We start from the raw sequence: 18484 nt of genomic DNA, 5'->3' as shown, positions 1-18484 counted from the left end.
TGGTATATCTAATAAAAAAGCCACCCGAAATATCGAATGGCTTTCAAAAACTAATTTAATCAAGCAAGTAGACACGTGATACTTTAAAAACAACACACCCTAAGAATTAAATGCAAACTGGACTTGTCGGGTATGTTTTCCTTCTTTTATTATTTATCAAGCTTCTTGGCATATAGTCCATTCAGCCGTTAACATCAAAATCACCCTAAAAATAAGAACGAAAAAACCCACCAAGGACTGATGGGCTTAATCTGAATACACACATTTTGAAATTCTTAATTGATACACCATTCTGATTAAATCGTTATCTAATATATCAGGTGTATGTTTAATTATTTATCTTGAATTACGCTGCTTTATTCTTGGTTTGGATTACCGATTCAGTGTTATCATCAGGTAAAACATCAGGCTGTACATAATCTGTAATAACAATCGAACTTCGTTTTTTACCATCTGCTAATTGATAATACTTGGATAATTCCTGCTTTGGCAAATCTTTAGTCGTATCACCAATTTCATCTTTTGACTTCCTGATTAATGCTTTAAGTTCCTTATTTGAATATTCCTTTTGCTGTTGTAGACCATTCTTTTCATATTGAATTATGTGGACATCTTTAATACCTGCCTTTAGGTTGTTATAGGTTCTTATTTTAGATATAAAGACATTATAGATTGACTTATCTTCATCGAATTCCAAAGCTTTAGTAATTGCAGTTTTACTTTTATACCCTTCATTTCTGATTTCAAGTGACCTTCCACCTATTATCGCTATTCGTTTACTTACATGCTGAATCAGACTTGATACATTCGTAGCAACAGAATCTTCATCCTTAATTTGTTCTAATAGTTCATCAAAGTCTTTGTCCGTTTTGCATTTTGAAACTAATTCATTGGTAATCTTTTTGGCTTCATCCATGTGTTCCACATTATCTTCTTTGGATAGTTTCTTTCCTGTATTTACCACACCGATTTTATATCGATACTTCAACAATTCTGAAACAAAAAATATAGGATTGGAACATTCTGTTTTATCATGATTTTCTAGCACACAATAAGCAATTCCTTCTTCATCAAGATGTGCTTTTCTATCCCCTGCACCAAAAGCAATTGCATGTTTAATATTATTGTCAACATATATTTCATCATCTGTTGCAAATTCCATCGTTTTATAAAATACTTTTTCGGTAATTTCAGTTTTCCTAGGTGTATCAACAATGGATGGTAATAATATGTCATTCATTTTACCAATAACTATATTGGCATCACTTCTGCAGTCTACAGCCACTAATTCAGGATTGTAACAGTTATTCAGCTTAAATTCTGTCATAGAACTAACAACCGAAATTTGCAGCCCCTTTACTTCCCTAAACCTGCTACTAAATTGCACCAAATCCCTTACTGGAGGCATCCGATAAAAGAATATACCTGCAACGTCCTTGTTTTCAATATTGAATCCATCACGCATCGCTGAGGTAACAATAATAATATCAACATCATCAGGTATTAACCTAGTTTTCTTTAACAACTTTACTTCTTTACTGTTTTTCTTGTCTGCATTAACTACCATTGTTGTAAAACCTTGTTCTTGAAGCTTTTTAGCGAGTTCTTTATTACCATCTTTATCATTCATGTATATAGCCCATTTCTTACCTTGACCTTTGAATGGTTTCAATTTTTCAATGATACTTGCTTCAATATTAGCTTTGTATTCAAAGTTAACAACATGACCCTTTTCATATCTATTATCAATATGAAGTGTCTTAAATTGCCTTAGAAATGGCGAAATCTTTTCAATAGATTCGGGCAATCTTGTTCCAGTTAAACCTATTACTTTACCAAAACCACTTGCGAAATCTAATAATGCACGAATCGACTTTTTTCGATAGTTAAGGGCCGCAAGTACCTGATGTATTTCATCAATAACTAAAATTGAGTTTGCTTTAATCTTATCACTTAACACATCATCTAATTTTGGTGTAGAATCATAGGTATAGCACATAACTTTTAACAAGTGCACTGGAAAGTCTTTAGGGAAGACTTCATCTTCCGAATTGGTTACATGTTCTTTGTATTGGTTGCGAATACCATCAGCCAAGATTCTATAAGGTACGGACAAAGCAACTGGTGATTTTAATGTTTCATGTAGTAGTTTGACTGCTAGGTCAGTCTTACCTGAAGAAGTTGGCGCAATAATCTGTATAAACTTATTGCTGTTTATAAATTTAAAAATTGTTTTTGCTTCATCTGTTATACGATAGTCTACAGTTAAATCAGCCTTAGGTATATAGTTATTCATTATTTCTGAAGTTGCCTTAGCCCTATTAATTAAGCCATGATAATCTTTAGAAGTAAATGTATACCCTGCTTTATGTGCAGCAGCGATGAAATAATTAATATTGGTTGTTGGGTTTGAAACTTTTTTCCAGTGTTGTTCCATTATATTTTGCTTGTAAACACCTGCTGTTTTAAGAATAGTTTCAAATGCATGCTTTGAATTTTTATTATAGCCCAAGGCATGTTGTAAACTGCACATTAAAATGAAATATTGTTGCCAATCACCTAAGTCAAATTCTTTAATAAACTTTCTTTTAAAGTCCCTATTCTTTAAGTGCTGCATTATTTCGTTTATAATAAAATAGTTAAACAGCCTATTATTGACATCACGATTATATAATTGTTCTTCTGAATTTAATTCCTGACTTTCAATATTGATTATGGGTTCGGTCTTTTTCTTTTTCTTCGATTTATATGTTGATTCACGTAAATCTAACTTGGTCAGGGGGCAATCGACTACATTGGGATTAATGTATATATCAGAATCTGCGGAAATATAGTGACCACGTGCTATGTCTTGACACCTGTAATCAACTTCGGAATATTCAAATTTGAACCCATTTCGCCTTAGTATTATTTGAAACAGTTCAATTAAGGTAATGTAATATGCCTTGTAAGTATTAGCATCATAGGTTCTTAAATCTGTTTTAATTCCAATTTTCCAACCTTTTCGTGGTGAATTGAATATGAATGCTATGTACTTTGAAAACGGGCTATTTAATAGTAGTGATTTAAGGGCTGCAACTTCTTCATAAAACTGTTCCCAGGTACTTGATTCTTTCTTCTTATCTAAATCAATAACCAGTATACCAGTTGGCACTTTACTTTTGTCGATGCCTGATGCTTTGCGAACAACAAAAGAAGCATAAAAGGTCAGCATTGGTAACAGTTCCTGCTTTAGTATCTTCTGTTGTTCTTCATCAGGTTCATCATTGATTCGCCTTATTTTATCGGAATACAAACAGTCCTTTATCCAACCAAGACTAGTTTTTAATGAAGGGTATTGTACTTTACTGCGCTGTATTCTGTCAGCTTCAGTGATGCCCTTATATGTTGATGGCAGATAAGTCATTGTAACATGTGTATTTTTCATTATGTGTGTGTATTTAAATATTTATCCAAATATTTTAGGTCGCCCCTTGATGAAAAACAACAAGAAGACAATCAGACTTCTACAGCCTTTTTACCTTCAATAAGTGAACTTGTAGTATTAAATACATCAGAAATGAAAAGGGTTTATAATTGAAGAAATATATTGTACATACCATTTTAATATTATTATAGTACTTTGTCAAAAATGGTTTGTAAATCATATTTTAGTATTTAACCAATAGAACTATCTTTAATCATACTATTAACAAAATTATAGATGAAGCCTGAAATCATAGACCTTGTAGGGAAAGTTGAAAAAAAATTTGATTACAAAACTATTGACTTGTCCAATATTGAAGACAATGCAATTCTTATCTATTTGCTTTATTATGAAATAACCGACTTTCAAGTGGTATTTTCTAAGTTGTCTAAATTGTTAAAGAAAGGAACGGAACGTCAATCATTGGTTAATGAATATGTTTTTTCATATAAAGCACTTCGAAAAACTATTATTAAACAACGTAGGTCAGTTGCAAAAGATGAAACAGTAGTGTTAGTTAATGAAACTATTAAGAACAATGATATTCTATTAAATCATAGTACCTACCATAAAGAAGAATCTTTAACTAAAAATATCAAACGAATTATTCTACGGGCACTTGAAATTCAGTTGACTAAAACTAATGAAAAAATATATTTGTTTGAAAAACATCCGCATGTCTTCAAAAACGAAATCATAAACCATTTAGATGAAAACTGTAGACTTAGATGGGAAAAAGAAATATTGATTTATAAAGATGTTTACATATCCCATGTTGGGCATCATAGATTTGGTATTCATTCAAATTCACAAACTTCTTTTGAAACAATCAATGCAATAATCAATATCTTTTCATACTTGAATTGTCACCCCGTTTATATCTTAACAAATAATTCAATTTACAATCAGAAATTATCAAACATTTATTCTGAATTTGATATTTTAGATATGTTGCAATTAAGGAATAAACGTTTTTTTGGAAAAGGTTTAAATGAATCTATTCAAATAGAACCAACGATATTCAGGCTTAATAAAAAATATCATCATACAATTTTACCTGATTGCAGTCATGAACGCATTTTTGACTTATACCAGTCTTCTTTAAAACAAATAGAACCATTACCAAGGTGTGTTTTTTTATATCGAATACTAGAATATGGCATTTCTTTTCATTACCAAAAACAATATAAAAACGCTACTAACATGCCAATTACAGCCATTGATTATTACGCCCAACAAGCTTTGAACTTTAACTTCATTCCTGTCTATTTCATTGATAATGGTTTTTCTTCAAATTTCCATGAAGGCACTTTTAATAAAGCAAGAAAAATTGCGATGTGTAATTTGACTTCAATATTAAAAAAGGAAGCAAAGAAAATTATACATGAATGGAGTTCTGATTCATATTTAGGGAATAAAACTATTGGTGAAATTTTATATAAAACAGGAAGGAATAGAGTCGCCCATGGTGCTAATGGTCAGTATAATTCCAAGTATGATTATTCAAAGAATTACTTACATATTAATAATGTCAATATACTTCTTGAATTAATTGCAAGGTATATAATTGAAATACTGTATCCTGATTTGGCAGGTCATATTGAAAAGAATAAAAAGCTGTACATCTTCAATTCGTATCAGAAAAAAGATTTTATAGATGAAGGTGTAATTGAAGACGTGCATTGAAAATGAGGACCCAAAATTAAATGCTAGGTACGCCCTTTCAAAATGACTGCTAAGGAACAGTGAACCATTTATCGAATTATTTGACTTATTGATGAGAAATTAATGATTCTTGTTTTTAAATAAATCCTATAATTGCTTTATGCGAACAAGAAGACGAAGTAAATGGACTAAAGAAGAATTAATTATTGAAGCCCGTAAATATCAAACCAAGACTGAATTTAAACAATACAGTAGTGGTGCATATACAGCTGCTTATAATAATAATTGGCTTAATGAAATTTGTCAGCATATGAAAAAAGTCCGATTCCCCAAGGGGTATTTGACTAAGGAACGCTGCATGTCTATTGCTTCAAAATATAATACAAGGTCGGGTTTTGCTAAGGGGCATAATGCAGCTTATAATGCTGCAATTAGATACGGTTGGTTGGAAGATGTTTGCAAACATATGAAGATACAAGGGAATCGTAAAAAAAGATGTTTATATGTCTGTAAATTTCCTGATGGTGCTATTTATATCGGATTAACATACAACTTTGAAAACCGAAAAAGTGATAGACAACTAAGCAAAAGAGATACTGTCACTAGATACGCTAAATTAACAGGTCAAGATTATGAAATGATTCAACTGACCGATTATATGGAATCAACCCTTGCAGCGGAAAAAGAAATATCAATGATTGCTGCTGAAAGGGAAAAAGGCACAATAGTTCTTAATGTTGATAAGGGTGGTGGATTAGGAAAAATAGATTCAATTTGGACATACGAATCAGTTCTTGCTGAGGCAAAAAAATATACAACACGAAATCAATTTAAAAAAATTAGTAAATCTGCTTATCGTGCTGCGCAACGTCAAGGATGGTTAAAAAAAGTGTGTTCACACATGGTTCAAGCTGACCGCACACGTAAATATAACTATGAAGTAATAAAAAAGGAAGCTGAAAAGTATTCTAGTCGGGTAGATTTTCAAAAGGGTTCACGTAGTGTATACAATGCAGCTATTACAAAAGGTTGTCTTGATGAAGTCTGCAAGCACATGACTAGGTTAGTAAATCCTGTTGGACATTGGTCATTTGAAAATTGCAAGAAAGAAGCTTTAAGCTTTAAAACTAGAAGTGAATTTCAATATGGACACCCTGCTGCATACAGTGCAGCACAAAAGAATGGTTGGCTTGATGAAATCTGTAAGCATATGAAAAAGCTTCATATGACATGGGATGAAAATAGCATTAAAGAATTGGCTTTAAGCTGTCAAACCCTTACCGAATTTAATAAGAAATCATCCGCTGCATACAGAGCAGCTAAAAGATTAGGTATACTGGAAGAAGTCACAAAGCATATGAAAAAAAACAGAAAGACTTGGGACTTCAGTAGCATTAAAGTAGAAGCATTGAAATACAGTTCTAAAAAGGATTTTTTTAAAGGAAGTGGTTCTGCTTACAATGCTGCCAAAAAACTTGGCATATTTGAAGAAATAACTTCACATATGCCAATTCGTGCAGAAATGAGGAAAAGTTAGAGCACTTTTGCTTTTAGTCAATCCATATAGTAAATTCCCTTTCGCTGTTGCCATTTACGTAGCCATCAGTAATTTCAAGTTCCTGAACGTAATCCTTACCCGTACTATCATCAATCAAATGAATTAAAAACTTAAAGCCAGTTAATACACTTGAGCCTTTATTTCCATTTTGTGACCAAAGTCTTATTTGCCGACCTTCATTTCTAATTTTATCACGGTCACTGATTGGACTGAATTCCATATCAGGAACGAAGTGTAGAATATTGTCTTTCTTACTTTTATCGTTAGTGGCAAAGTACACAGTATTTCTAACTTCTTTACCATCAACAAATGTAAGCTGACCAACTATTTCTTCATCATTACTTCGACCAAACGGAATATAGCCTAAATACCCCTTTGTAGATGAATTGGGGATGTCAATTTCATACAAAACTTCGATGTAATCCATTAATTTTTCAAAGTTACTTGTTGTGAATAGTTGGTAATAATTTTCAGCACCGCAGCACCCATAAGTGACAGCATTAAGTAGTGGATATTCAATATCAACCTTGTCAGCTTCAATAGTGAATTCTTTAATGGCAGGATTGTCAGAATAGTCCATCTTTTTGAATTCCAAATCAATAACTGAATATTGACCTTCTGCACCTGCATACCGTTTAATCTTTTGTTTCTGTTTGACAAGAACCGATTCACGTTCATTATTAATCATTATAGAAGCAGGGTAAATACTGCATTCTTCAATTAAATCTACCCACTGACCATTTTCTTCCTGATAACTTACATACGTTGACATGCAACTATCAGCCAATGATTTTTTGTTTGCTAGTAATTCACCATTGCTAATTCCTTTACGAATGTTCGATTTGTAAGTTTGACCTTTTAAATAAATTTCAATTTGTTCCAAATCATCGTATGCGTAATACCTTTCACTATAGTTTTCAATTTCAAATTGATTGTACGTAAAACCAATTGAATCACCATTTACACTTAATAGTGTTGTATTAGCTTTGATTGTGGTTTTATTAATTAAGTCATTGGGGACTACATAACAATGAACTTCTAATTCATACCAATTATTGACAGGTTGTTCTGTTTTTAAGCTAACCCTAACGTAATCGTTCAATGAAAATAGTTTATCACCATTGGGTGCTATACGCATGTTGGCAGGACCATCAATGTGTTGGGCGAAAGATGTAATGGCTAATGTTAGTAGTAAAAGGGTGCTTAATATCTTCATTTGGAAAAGCTTTAATACATAAATATCCTTATTCACTAATTTTCAGTCAATCTGGCTTTTGCTTTTTTTTTACTACCTGAAACTTTCCGATACTATTCAATAACAAAATCAATGCCCTGGTTAAGTTTTTTTTTGCAGTAGACAGACTAATTTTCTTCAATGTTTACCCAAACAAATCGTGAGTCACAGTATATGTAAGTTTTAGCTATTGCTAAAACTAAATATCAACATTATTTCCTGTGAAAATATCTTTAACTTTAGTATTAGATGAAGATAAACCGCTTTCTTCCATGTAAATAAAAAAAGATTCTTTCACTTTTTTTACTTCTTTTATCTTAAAGATTGTATTTCTATTAAAAAGTATTTCTTTTTCCTTACTATTCAGAGTTTTACCTAAAAAAATAGGTTTTCCTGTTAAGCTTTCGATAATAAAATGCAAACAATATCCCTGCATCGGATGTCGAGTTTTACTTCCCCATGTACTTATACCATCACCCCTGTAGATTGAGGCAGCTAAGAATGATTTTTCTATCACAAAATCACCCTTCTTGATTCTTTCTTCATAATTATTATCCTGAGAAAAAATTACCCTATAACACTTGCCAATATGGTTAGGAAAATGCTTTAGTTCTGAACTTATTTCGTTACAAATTTTTTCTAATTGCTCATCACTCTTAGATTGGAATTCGTCTGATTTTGTAGTCTTTCTTGCATATCTTGAGATTTCCCCAAAATTACTAGTTTGACTAGCCGACACCCAACTTCTTAAATATTTAAAATCATAATCACTTTTTAGTTCTTTTCCACTATATTTTGTTACTGCCCTTTTTCGTTGAAATCTATTCATCACCCTATAATCGGGATTAAAGTCAAACATAGCTGTGTTCTTTTTATTCTTTGGTTTATATCACAGATACGACAAATATAATATTTAACTCCTTCGTTATAACAAGTCATTCTTTGATATAATATCTTATTTTTATAAAAATTATTAAATAACAATTATGTGGAATTTATTAGTATCAGGTTTAGTTTTAGGGGCTGCATTCGTAGGCAATAAGAGAAGTTTAAGAAGGAGGCCAACACGAAAAATTAAGAGTGTACAAGTTGGTCGCAACTATGTTGAAGTTGGTAAAGATGATGTAAAATATATTCGTTTTAATAAAGATGAAAAGGATAAGATTGACACACGTGGATTTAGCGTAGAATACAATAATGGTGATGTAGCAATTCTTCGTAATCAAGCAGGTTCAAAGGTTGTTTTCACTAAGGAAATTGAGAATATTTATGCTTACGATTCTATTTGGGATAAAACCGAAAAATAAAAAAGGTTTCCTTGTATCATCACTTAAAATCTTAGATTTAGAAATCTAATCACCCTTAATAAAAACGCATACACAATCACTTAATGAAAATATTTAAACAAGTCACTGCAAACAATATTGAGTTAACACCATACCCATTCAAACGAGAACTAGCAATGGAAGCCTACTTGGTGGAAAATGAAGAAGTATTATCACTTGATAATGAAAATTTCACTGAGGTGGCTGTATTAGATGAAGAAATTGCGTTAAAAAAAGGTAGAAAAAATAGGGATGGTAGAATTGATATTCTTTCTTCATACGGTGCTGAATATTTAGCTATTGTCGAATTAAAGCTAGGTGTTATTGATGACAATGCCCTTAGGCAATTAGAAAGCTACCTAGAACAAAAGAAACAATTTCTTAAAATGGAAAAGTATTGGGAAGAAGAATATGAGCCCAAATGGATAGGTGTGCTTGTTGGCTCTTCAGTTAGCCCTGATTTACAAGAAAAACTAATGCAAGGCTATACATACAATGACACCCCAATAGCAGGAATAGTTTTAAATAGATTTAGAGGTGCTGATGGAAATATTTTTGTCATATCGGATACATATTTTTCATACAAATACACTTCAAAAGATTATTCAAAGTTCAAGTTTAACAACCAAACATATAACAAAGGACGTTTGGTTAATGCAGTTGTTAGGGCTTACGTTGACCAAAACCCCAAAACTACATTTGCTGAACTAAGTGCTGCATTTCCTAAAGAAATCCAAGGAAGTTTTGGTGTCTTTGATAAGACTTCAAGGGCAGAACAAATCCATAACGATAGTGGTCGTAAACGTCATTACATCAAGCCCAACGAAGTAATTAATCTTGGTGATAATGAAATAATTTCAACCTGTACACAATGGGGGCCATTAAATACCGAAGCCTTTATAGAAAATGCCAAGAAATTAGGGTTTGATATAGAATTGGTTTAACATGAAAGGTAATACCCCATTCTACATAGTCCGTGGTGAATTCTTTCGACAAAACGGTAATGACATTGACACGGTTGAAATCTACCAAGAATTCCGACATGCAGAACTTATTAAAGCAAGAATTAAAGCTTTTGATTTATACAATTCTTACATAGATGTTCTGCTTGAAAGTAAAGGCTTACGGTATGAAAACCATCCAAATACAGAACAGGCTTTAAAAGACTTTTTCAGTTCCACCCGAACAATAAATTCTGAATCAACAGATATTGATGTTGACATGGGTAAGGAAATAGGTATTTACTTTGTTGATGATAATGAAATAGAATACAAATCAACTGAAGGTAAAGTGTTTTACAAGGGTGAACATCTGATTCATTACATTGACAATTTGTACGATGATAGAAAGCACATTGTTTTTCAGAACTTAATGTATGAATCTGATTATTACCATGACAATAAGCTAGAAATGTTGGATTGCCTTGTTAAGTGTGATACGTCAAAGTTATTTGAACGGGGTGATTATCAGCACATACTAAAAACCCCTATTGATTTTAGTAACATTGACACACAACAATATGAATAATTACGACTTAATACCCAACACGGATACTATTGAAACATTATTTATAATGGAATCACCTTACAAAGAGGAAATAAGGGTTGGATTACCGTGTGTTGGGGAAAGTGGCAAAGTGATGTCTTATAAAATCCTAGATGGTGATAGCAGTTTGGCTTTTGGGTATTATTTAAATAATCAGAAAGGTAAAACATGCAAATTCGGCATAATGAATACATTTAATTTCCCGATAGACAGAGAAGTTTGTGGGGAAAATCAATTTTCTGTATTAAAGGATGTACCGTATACCAAATACACCAATCGAATACAACATTACAATGACCTTTTTTCAAAATTGAATGAATTAACTGATGGTAAGCGTATCGAAGAATCTTATCAAAGGTTAATTGGGTATTTACAGAATTCACCTACAATTAAGAATATTGTCATATGCGGTTACATTGCACAATCAGTATATGTGCATAACTTCAATAAAAAGAATGATATACCTAGATATAATACGCAAACCAATGAAGTTTGTCCATCAGGTCGAGAACTGAATATTTTATTTGTGAATCACCCAAGTCCTAAAAATGGGAAATGGATTTTTCAGTTAAACAATTTAAAATAAGTATGTTATTTAGAATATAGATGCAGATGTTGATAGTCGTTGTTTCAAAATGAGACACGTTTCTACACCGTTTTTTTTGCTTTATTTTTTTAACATGATATTTGCTGAAAACAAATTAACATGAAGTCAGGACAGATAAGAATTACAGATAATGACATTGTCGCAGTAGGAAAGTTTGAATATCAAATAAAATATGGTAAAGCTGAAGACCCTACAACCACCCGTTACGAATCACATTCCACAATAGATATAGAAACTTATGATTCAATAATCTTTGACAATGTACTTAATCACCTATGCAACAAGGTCTATGACCAAGATTATTTTCATGAATTCATAGGGAATATAGTTTTTATTGAAGTAGTAAAGGCAAATAACTTAATTGGCGAATTTCGGATAAGATTTTTAGACTTTGATACTTGTGAAGAAGAATGTGTGTATTCTGTGGTGATAGAACCTAAGTTTGATGTCGATTCCCAATACAATTTAGCAGAATTAGATGAACCGTATGCCAAATACCCACCTGAGAAGAAAAGTCAGAAAGAACCCAAGAAAGAAATAGCGGAATGGGTTATGCAGGAAAAAGTAGCTGTTAGAAAGTTCCTAATTCAATTTGACAATTTAGGGTCACAGGAAGAATTGAAGAAGCATTTGTCTAGGGCAACAATTTATAGACATATGAAATACTGTAAGAAACAAGGCTACATCAAAGATGGTAAATTAGTTCGTAAAGTATGGATGTCTAAATAACCATCCCTTTTCAAAAAAAATAGTAAATTAGATATTAATATAACTTTGATTTTACTAATCGGGAATCATTAAAGGCGGTGAATTTGTTTTCATCGCCTTTGCTTTGTAGTTATATTAAAACCTTAATTTTAGCAAAAATGACTTACATAGTAAGTCATTTGAGATTCTAAGCAGAACTAAATTAGAAGATGGTATGAATAAACTAACCCGTAACAATTCATTATTTACAGAATTAGTGAAACAGAAGCCAACATGGTGGTTAAACCTTGTAAATGATGAAAATATATACATTGATATTAGAAAAGACAACTACATTGATGTGTACTATAACGGTGGTAACATTATTCGTGAACTTCGTTTTAAGAACGGTAAGTTCAATGGTTCTATTAATTACAAATACCTAGTCCCTGTAAAATCAGAATACATTAATTATGACTTCGATAACCAATCAATTGGTTTACAGCAATCACAGATAAACTTGCTAGATGTCAATAATTTTGATTCAGCTAGTTTAAAGTTAATAACCAATAATATTTCCACACACTATCCTGCATCATCAGAAAAGGGTATTCAAGCACGTTTTATAAAAAATGCGAATTGCTTTTTGGACACAGAAATGGCTTACAATGATGGTAATTCATTACTACGTATTGACTTGGTGTGGATTGACACTTCAAATAAGAAAATCGTATTTGTAGAACTAAAGACTATGGGTGATAGCCGTGTGTACACCACTGAACTAAGGGACCAACTTAAAAAGTACCATGATTTTGCTGTAAAGTACGAACAAGAAATTATTGGCTACTATACCAAGGTCTTTGAAATAAAGAAGATGCTTGGAATTTTACCCAAAGGATTAAAGGAACTTGATTCGATAAGTGACTATAATTTAGAATTGAAACCATTATTGTTGTTTGGTGATTGTCAGCAAGCTTGGATTAATAGCAACGCAAATGATGTTAATAAAAGGATTAAAGATGTAGCTGTAGGTGCATATTATTTTGGCAGTACTGACCGTAACTGTGATTTGATTTCAAAGTCAAGTAGGAATCGTTTTATCTTTTAAGCATGAAACTAACCATCCACAGGGGGACTAACGAAATTGGTGGTATTTGTATCGAAATACAATCAGATAAAAGCAGGATATTATTGGACTTTGGAATGCCATTGGTTAATAAATCAGGTGATGCATTCAATTTTAAACAGTTTGAAAACCATTCAATTCCTGAATTGATTTCAGAAGGTGTATTACCCGACATATCAAATGCCTATAACATTGATGCCGATATTGATGGTGTTCTGATTTCCCATCCACACGCTGACCACTTTGGATTAATGAAGTACCTAAGCAAACAAATTCCAGTATACCTTGGAAAACCGACCCATGAAATATTAAAACTTAACAATGTTTTCATATATCAAGAAAACAATATTGAAAAACCGATTTATTTTGAAAAAAGCAAACCAATTAAAATCGGTGAATTTACAGTAACACCGTATTGGAATGACCATTCAGCTTTTGATGCGTATTCATTTCTAATCGAAGCCGATGGTAAAAGCGTTTTCTATTCAGGTGATTTTCGTGGACATGGAAGAAAAGCCAAGGCTTACAAATGGTTTACATACAATGCGCCTAAAAACGTTGACTGTTTATTAATTGAAGGAACAACCATTGGAAGGGAAGCCAAAAAGTTTAAAACCGAAGATGAAATAGAACTGGAACTTGTCGAACTATTTAAAAATTCGGATTGCATTAATTATGTCTACACTTCAAGTCAAAACATCGACCGAATAGTATCACTTTATAGGGCTTGCTTACAATCAGGTAAAACCTTTGTTATTGATGTTTACACTGCTAATGTTTTGGATAAATTATCACAGTATGCCAAATTACCTTCCCCATTAAATGGTTACAAACGGTTAAAAGTGATGTTTCCGTACAAACTTACATCAGGTCTGTTTAGGCGTGGTATGGATGAACTAGCAAATAAGTTTTCAGGACATAAAATTACCAAAGAACAGATTTCTGAAAACCCTTCAGGTTACGTTGTAATCACAAGACCTTCAATGAAGGTTGATTTGGAAAAGGTTTCTGTTGACAAAGGAAATTTAATTTATTCCATGTGGAATGGGTACAAGCAACAACCTTCAACAAAAGAATTTGTTGATTGGCTAAAGGCTAAGAACTTTTCGGTCATTGATATTCACACCAGTGGTCATGCTGATGTTGAAACACTGAAGGAATACGCAAATGCCATTAACCCCAAATCCATAATACCAATACACACTTTTAATAAACAGGATTATCAAAGCATCTTTTCGCAAAAGATTATACAGTTGAATGATAATCAAGTATTGGAAGTTTGAACTAATCTTATATTGGGTACTATTGTGGATTAAGCCAAAGCATTGATTATAGCAAAATATTCTTCGTCTTCGTAATATTTTTCACCAATAGAAAGTTTTTCCTTTTTATTTGGGCAAATCATCGTAATGGTTCTTGTGCCAACGGTGTATTTAGCATGTTCAATGTTGATTACAAACTTTCGATGAATTTGAATGAAGCTATTAATACCGAATGTATTATTAATAATAACATCTGTTATCTTTTTTCTGCTATGGTATTCTATCATAAATTCATTCTTATCACCAAAGTTATATGGGTTTCTTAGATGTAATCGTTTGACAGTTTTAGAAATTTCGATGTAAATAATATCCAATGGGTGAATGAAAATATAATCACTAGAAGAATTTCCCTTTATATTTTTTACCTGAAGATATTGATGATTTAAGAAATCTTCCAATTGCGGTCTAAATGGTTTTCCTAACTTTATTTTTTTTGTTAGCCAATTTAATCGCTTTGAATCATCACGTATCCTTAACTGTAAATGTGTCCAATCAGCACTTCTTCCTATGATATTGATTCTACGGGTAATGACCTTTTGATTAATTTGCACAAAGGATTTTCTATCAAGGTGTTTTTCAATTATACTATCTAAAGAATCCCTTATTTTCCATTCGATAATTCTTGAACTTTTAATGGTGCTGACTAATGGTTTATTCAGTACAATTCTTTTTGTAGTCCTATCAACATATTCAATATAGAAGATGTCTTTTTCAAGAATCTTGTTTTTGTATTCATTACCATAACTATCAGTGACCTTTATTTCATGAAATGGATTATTGATTTCAAATATATATTCTATGCTATTCATAAATATCAAATTTGGGGACATGAAATAGTACTTTTATTCCAAACGTGTAAATCAGCTTGTATTCATCGTTACTATTGTTCCAATTATTATTAACAACTAAAAAAAACAGACGTTATGGCTAAAAAATCAAATCACAAAGCGGACATGGTAAATGCTAACAAAGGCACAAGAGGTACAAACAAAACCTACAGCACAAATCAAGGCAACAGAGGGAAGCAATTAAATCCTAATCAGAAGAAGTAGTTTGTTTAATTTTTTGCAAAGGTGTCGTAAGTGATGCCTTTGCCATTTGTAAAATTCTAGTTCGGAAAAACGAAGGATAAAACGAACAACCAACCAAAATTCAATTTGTAAACATAATCCCCAGGAAATGAGTTCGTTTATTTGGTTCGTTTAATCATAGTTCGTATATTTAAATTCCTAACGATTAAACGAACTAGTTATGAAATTTGGTTATGCAAGGGTATCTTCAAAAGTTCACCAAACATTGGACCGACAACTTGATTCTTTAAAAGCAGAAGGGTGCGATGAAATTTTTCAAGAGAAAATATCGGGACGTTCAAAGGATAAACCACAATTGGATTTACTATTATCGAAGCTACGTAAAGGCGATGTTTTGATTGTGGACAGTTTGGATAGATTATCTAGGACTGCCAAACAGCTGATTTCACTTTTAGCTGACTTCGAAGAAAAAGGAATCCACTTAAAAAGTCTTAAAGAAGGTATCTTCGACACATCTTCACCGATGGGACGTGCTGTATTTCAAATCGTTAGCATTCTCAAGACTGCTGAAGTTGAGGTGCTTCGTGAACGGACACTAGACGGGTTAAAAGCTGCCCGTGCCCGTGGAAAGAACGGGGGCCGTCCAACTGGCACATACAATAAAATGAAATCGGCTGCTGCTGCCACACTTTACAAAAAAGGTGATAGTATTAGCAATATTTTAGAAGCTACTGGTATAAAAAGTAAATCTACGCTTTATCAGTACCTAAGACGTGAAGGTGTGTTGGAATAAGTAATATCTTTTTGAGTGTTTATTCTAAAGTTAAATTGCTAATTGTTTTTGTCTTTCAAATAAATCTATACCTGAAACATCTGAATACCGTTCGTTAAGCTTGCTTTTTAAATTAAATAACCTTCGTTCAGCTGAATCCACTAATTGTGAAAAAAGACAAATAGAAACTTTACCCATTTCCACTTTATTTTCATTAAAAATAGTGTGTATGGGTTGTAGTTTTTCACTAAACGTTTCCCCAACAACAAAAGCAGTAATATATGGGTTGCCGATATAGCTTCCACAATTCATAAAATCTTCCACATAACCTGTGGCTTGGTCACGTTCTTTTCGTCCTAATTTGAAACCACCCCTTTTCAGTTCTATGATTAATATTTTGTCAAGGGTAGAAAGACCTGAATTACTATCAAATGCTTCTGTTGCAGTGATTGAAAAGATAGAATTTCCCATCACTACCAAATCAGGTCGTTTCATACTATTACTAAAAATCTTCCTATCAATTTTTTTACCAAACACTTTTTCTACTGAAGTGTGTAGTTGGTTGTTTGAAGAATATTCAGGTGAATCAAATTCAGGTCCGAAAATCCACCTTGCACCTGCAACTAATGGGTGAAGAACATGCAATTCGTCTACTGTGGAATCATTTGAAAGCTTCCTGATTGCTTCAATAACCGAAATGCGTTTATCTATTTCATCCAAAACAGTTAAGGCATCTTTTACTGTCCAATTATTTAATAAATGATTTAAACCATCAATATCTTCGGACGAAAGTACGGACAGTCTTTGGAGTAGTTCACTTCCGCTTCTTGTCTTTTCAAGTTTAATTACTGTTTCAACTGCCAATGCCACAGCATCCTGACTAGCTGTTGGGTTTGAAACAGAAATACTTTCTATCGCTTCATTAAATTCATACCTTCCTAATGGACTAAGTTCTTCATATTCCTTTCTGAAGTCTTGCTTTATTTGTGCTTTTGTTTCTTCAATATTTTCCTTAGCTATTTTTGAAAACATGGATTGAATACAAATATTGATTTTTTCAAAAACACTTTCTAATTCCTTTTTTCGCTTGAATCCTGTCCAATCTTCCTTTACAAAATCAGCTAAACCATTTGTTTCAATTACTACTGAATAACGCTTTGCCTGTTTAGAACGTCCATCAAGTACCACATGATTACCTAAAATCCAAGATGGTTCACCGACTAAACGCCCACTTTGCCACATTGCTATACCTTGGTAAATGGTTGACTTTCTTGATTTCTTAGTGTCAATCAAGTGTATTTTGAAGTCAATGTCATTGACATTAACTTCCTTACTATCAATCAGACCACTATGTTGTTCCAGTTGGATTGTTTGATTGTTAATTGTTATTTTAAAATTCGGGTCATGTAAAAATCTTGCAGAAATCACTTCCAAAATGTTAGATGCAGAAGGTAGGTTCTTAACTACAACCACTTCTAGTTTTGTACCTTCTTTCTTCGATTCTTTAAAAGATTCCTTTTTTATTAAGAACGGTTGTTTTTCACTATTTGTAGTAATGGTAAAGTTTGACTGTTTACCATTTTTATTTGTTTCTACATTATAAGTATTATTAAAACAAAGCATTCCATGTCTACCGATTCCATTCCTACCATATGCAGTACGTTGCAAATTAATACCCGAAGGAAACTGGACCTTTTTACCTTGATGTTTTAGTCTATTGTAACCAAGTTTCATCCATCGTGAATAAAATTCATCCTTAGTTAGTCCCGAACCATTATCAGTTATAATTAACTTTTGACCTAATTCATCAGGAATGAAAATATTAACCTGCCTTGCACCTGCATCCCACGCATTAGCAACCAATTCAGTTAAGGCAATTTCAGGCGATGTCCCAAGGCTACCAAGTGTGCGAATAAGGTAATCTTCTTCAAAAAGTGAACCCTGAATAACATCTTCATTTTTCTTCATATGGTTAAGTATTTGGTGCTTGATTGCATTTTCCCTGTACCAGGAAGAGCAAGCAATTTAACTAATTATCTTCTGTTAAACAAAAGATGTCATTGTAAGCACCTTGCTAATGAATTAAACTAAGTTATTAGCTTGTTTTTGATATACCAATGACAAATAGCCAAAACCAAATTTCCCT

General features: G+C 32.4%; 15 protein-coding genes. 10 read left to right on the top strand and 5 right to left on the bottom strand.

What is annotated here, in order from left to right:
• Positions 1–346: 346 nt before the first annotated feature.
• Positions 347–3427, bottom strand: a complete 3081-nt coding sequence (locus ACRD69_RS17495; RefSeq protein WP_430816418.1) for a DEAD/DEAH box helicase — start codon at positions 3425–3427, stop codon at positions 347–349.
• Positions 3428–3703: 276 nt separating this feature from the next.
• Between ACRD69_RS17495 and ACRD69_RS17490 the strand changes: the two genes are divergently transcribed.
• Both ACRD69_RS17490 and ACRD69_RS17485 read left to right on the top strand, forming a co-directional pair.
• Positions 3704–5152, top strand: a complete 1449-nt coding sequence (locus tag ACRD69_RS17490) for a hypothetical protein (protein WP_430816417.1) — start codon at positions 3704–3706, stop codon at positions 5150–5152.
• A 139-nt stretch (positions 5153–5291) separates the two neighbouring features.
• Complete coding sequence (locus ACRD69_RS17485; protein ID WP_430816416.1) at positions 5292–6668, top strand: hypothetical protein; 1377 nt, start codon at positions 5292–5294, stop codon at positions 6666–6668.
• A 13-nt stretch (positions 6669–6681) separates the two neighbouring features.
• On the opposite strand, the gene ACRD69_RS17480 is transcribed toward ACRD69_RS17485, so the two are convergent.
• A complete protein-coding gene (locus ACRD69_RS17480) occupies positions 6682–7905 on the bottom strand; it encodes a hypothetical protein (RefSeq protein ID WP_430816415.1) in 1224 nt (407 codons plus the stop codon).
• A 217-nt stretch (positions 7906–8122) separates the two neighbouring features.
• Entirely contained in the window at positions 8123–8782 is a 660-nt protein-coding gene (locus tag ACRD69_RS17475; RefSeq protein ID WP_430816414.1) for a hypothetical protein, read from the bottom strand.
• A 127-nt stretch (positions 8783–8909) separates the two neighbouring features.
• Between ACRD69_RS17475 and ACRD69_RS17470 the strand changes: the two genes are divergently transcribed.
• The 7 genes from ACRD69_RS17470 to ACRD69_RS17440 all read left to right on the top strand — a co-directional run bounded on the left by ACRD69_RS17470 (position 8910) and on the right by ACRD69_RS17440 (position 14496).
• Positions 8910–9230 carry a hypothetical protein gene (locus tag ACRD69_RS17470; RefSeq protein WP_430816413.1) on the top strand — a complete coding sequence of 107 codons (321 nt, stop codon included), beginning with the start codon at positions 8910–8912 and terminating at the stop codon, positions 9228–9230.
• 83 nt (positions 9231–9313) lie between these two features.
• Positions 9314–10192 carry a PDDEXK family nuclease gene (locus ACRD69_RS17465; protein ID WP_430816412.1) on the top strand — a complete coding sequence of 293 codons (879 nt, stop codon included), beginning with the start codon at positions 9314–9316 and terminating at the stop codon, positions 10190–10192.
• A gap of 1 nt (position 10193) precedes the next feature.
• Positions 10194–10775, top strand: a complete 582-nt coding sequence (locus ACRD69_RS17460) for a hypothetical protein (RefSeq protein WP_430816411.1) — start codon at positions 10194–10196, stop codon at positions 10773–10775.
• Positions 10768–11379, top strand: coding sequence for a hypothetical protein (locus ACRD69_RS17455; protein WP_430816410.1), 612 nt, complete (start codon positions 10768–10770; stop codon positions 11377–11379). Before ACRD69_RS17460 ends, ACRD69_RS17455 begins: the two co-directional genes overlap by 8 nt.
• Positions 11380–11499: 120 nt before the next feature.
• The gene (locus ACRD69_RS17450; protein ID WP_430816409.1) at positions 11500–12129 is read left to right on the top strand and encodes a hypothetical protein; all 630 of its coding nucleotides are present in this window, start codon (positions 11500–11502) and stop codon (positions 12127–12129) included.
• A gap of 193 nt (positions 12130–12322) precedes the next feature.
• Complete coding sequence (locus ACRD69_RS17445; RefSeq protein ID WP_430816408.1) at positions 12323–13195, top strand: hypothetical protein; 873 nt, start codon at positions 12323–12325, stop codon at positions 13193–13195.
• A gap of 2 nt (positions 13196–13197) precedes the next feature.
• Positions 13198–14496 (top strand): MBL fold metallo-hydrolase, encoded by a 1299-nt coding sequence (locus ACRD69_RS17440; protein WP_430816407.1) that lies wholly within the window; start codon positions 13198–13200, stop codon positions 14494–14496.
• Between the two features lie 29 nt (positions 14497–14525).
• Here ACRD69_RS17440 and ACRD69_RS17435 read toward each other — a convergent pair whose 3' ends face one another.
• Entirely contained in the window at positions 14526–15344 is an 819-nt protein-coding gene (locus tag ACRD69_RS17435; RefSeq protein ID WP_430816406.1) for a hypothetical protein, read from the bottom strand.
• Positions 15345–15786: 442 nt separating this feature from the next.
• Between ACRD69_RS17435 and ACRD69_RS17430 the strand changes: the two genes are divergently transcribed.
• Complete coding sequence (locus tag ACRD69_RS17430) at positions 15787–16359, top strand: recombinase family protein (RefSeq protein WP_430816405.1); 573 nt, start codon at positions 15787–15789, stop codon at positions 16357–16359.
• 30 nt (positions 16360–16389) lie between these two features.
• Here ACRD69_RS17430 and ACRD69_RS17425 read toward each other — a convergent pair whose 3' ends face one another.
• Complete coding sequence (locus ACRD69_RS17425; protein WP_430816404.1) at positions 16390–18306, bottom strand: ATP-binding protein; 1917 nt, start codon at positions 18304–18306, stop codon at positions 16390–16392.
• Between the last annotated feature and the right edge of the window lie 178 nt (positions 18307–18484).

Source organism: Carboxylicivirga agarovorans (assembly GCF_050589845.1).
Lineage (GTDB): Bacteria > Bacteroidota > Bacteroidia > Bacteroidales > Marinilabiliaceae > Carboxylicivirga > Carboxylicivirga agarovorans.
Note: the sequence above shows the minus strand (reverse complement) of the source record. Positions and strands in the feature narration are given on the sequence as shown.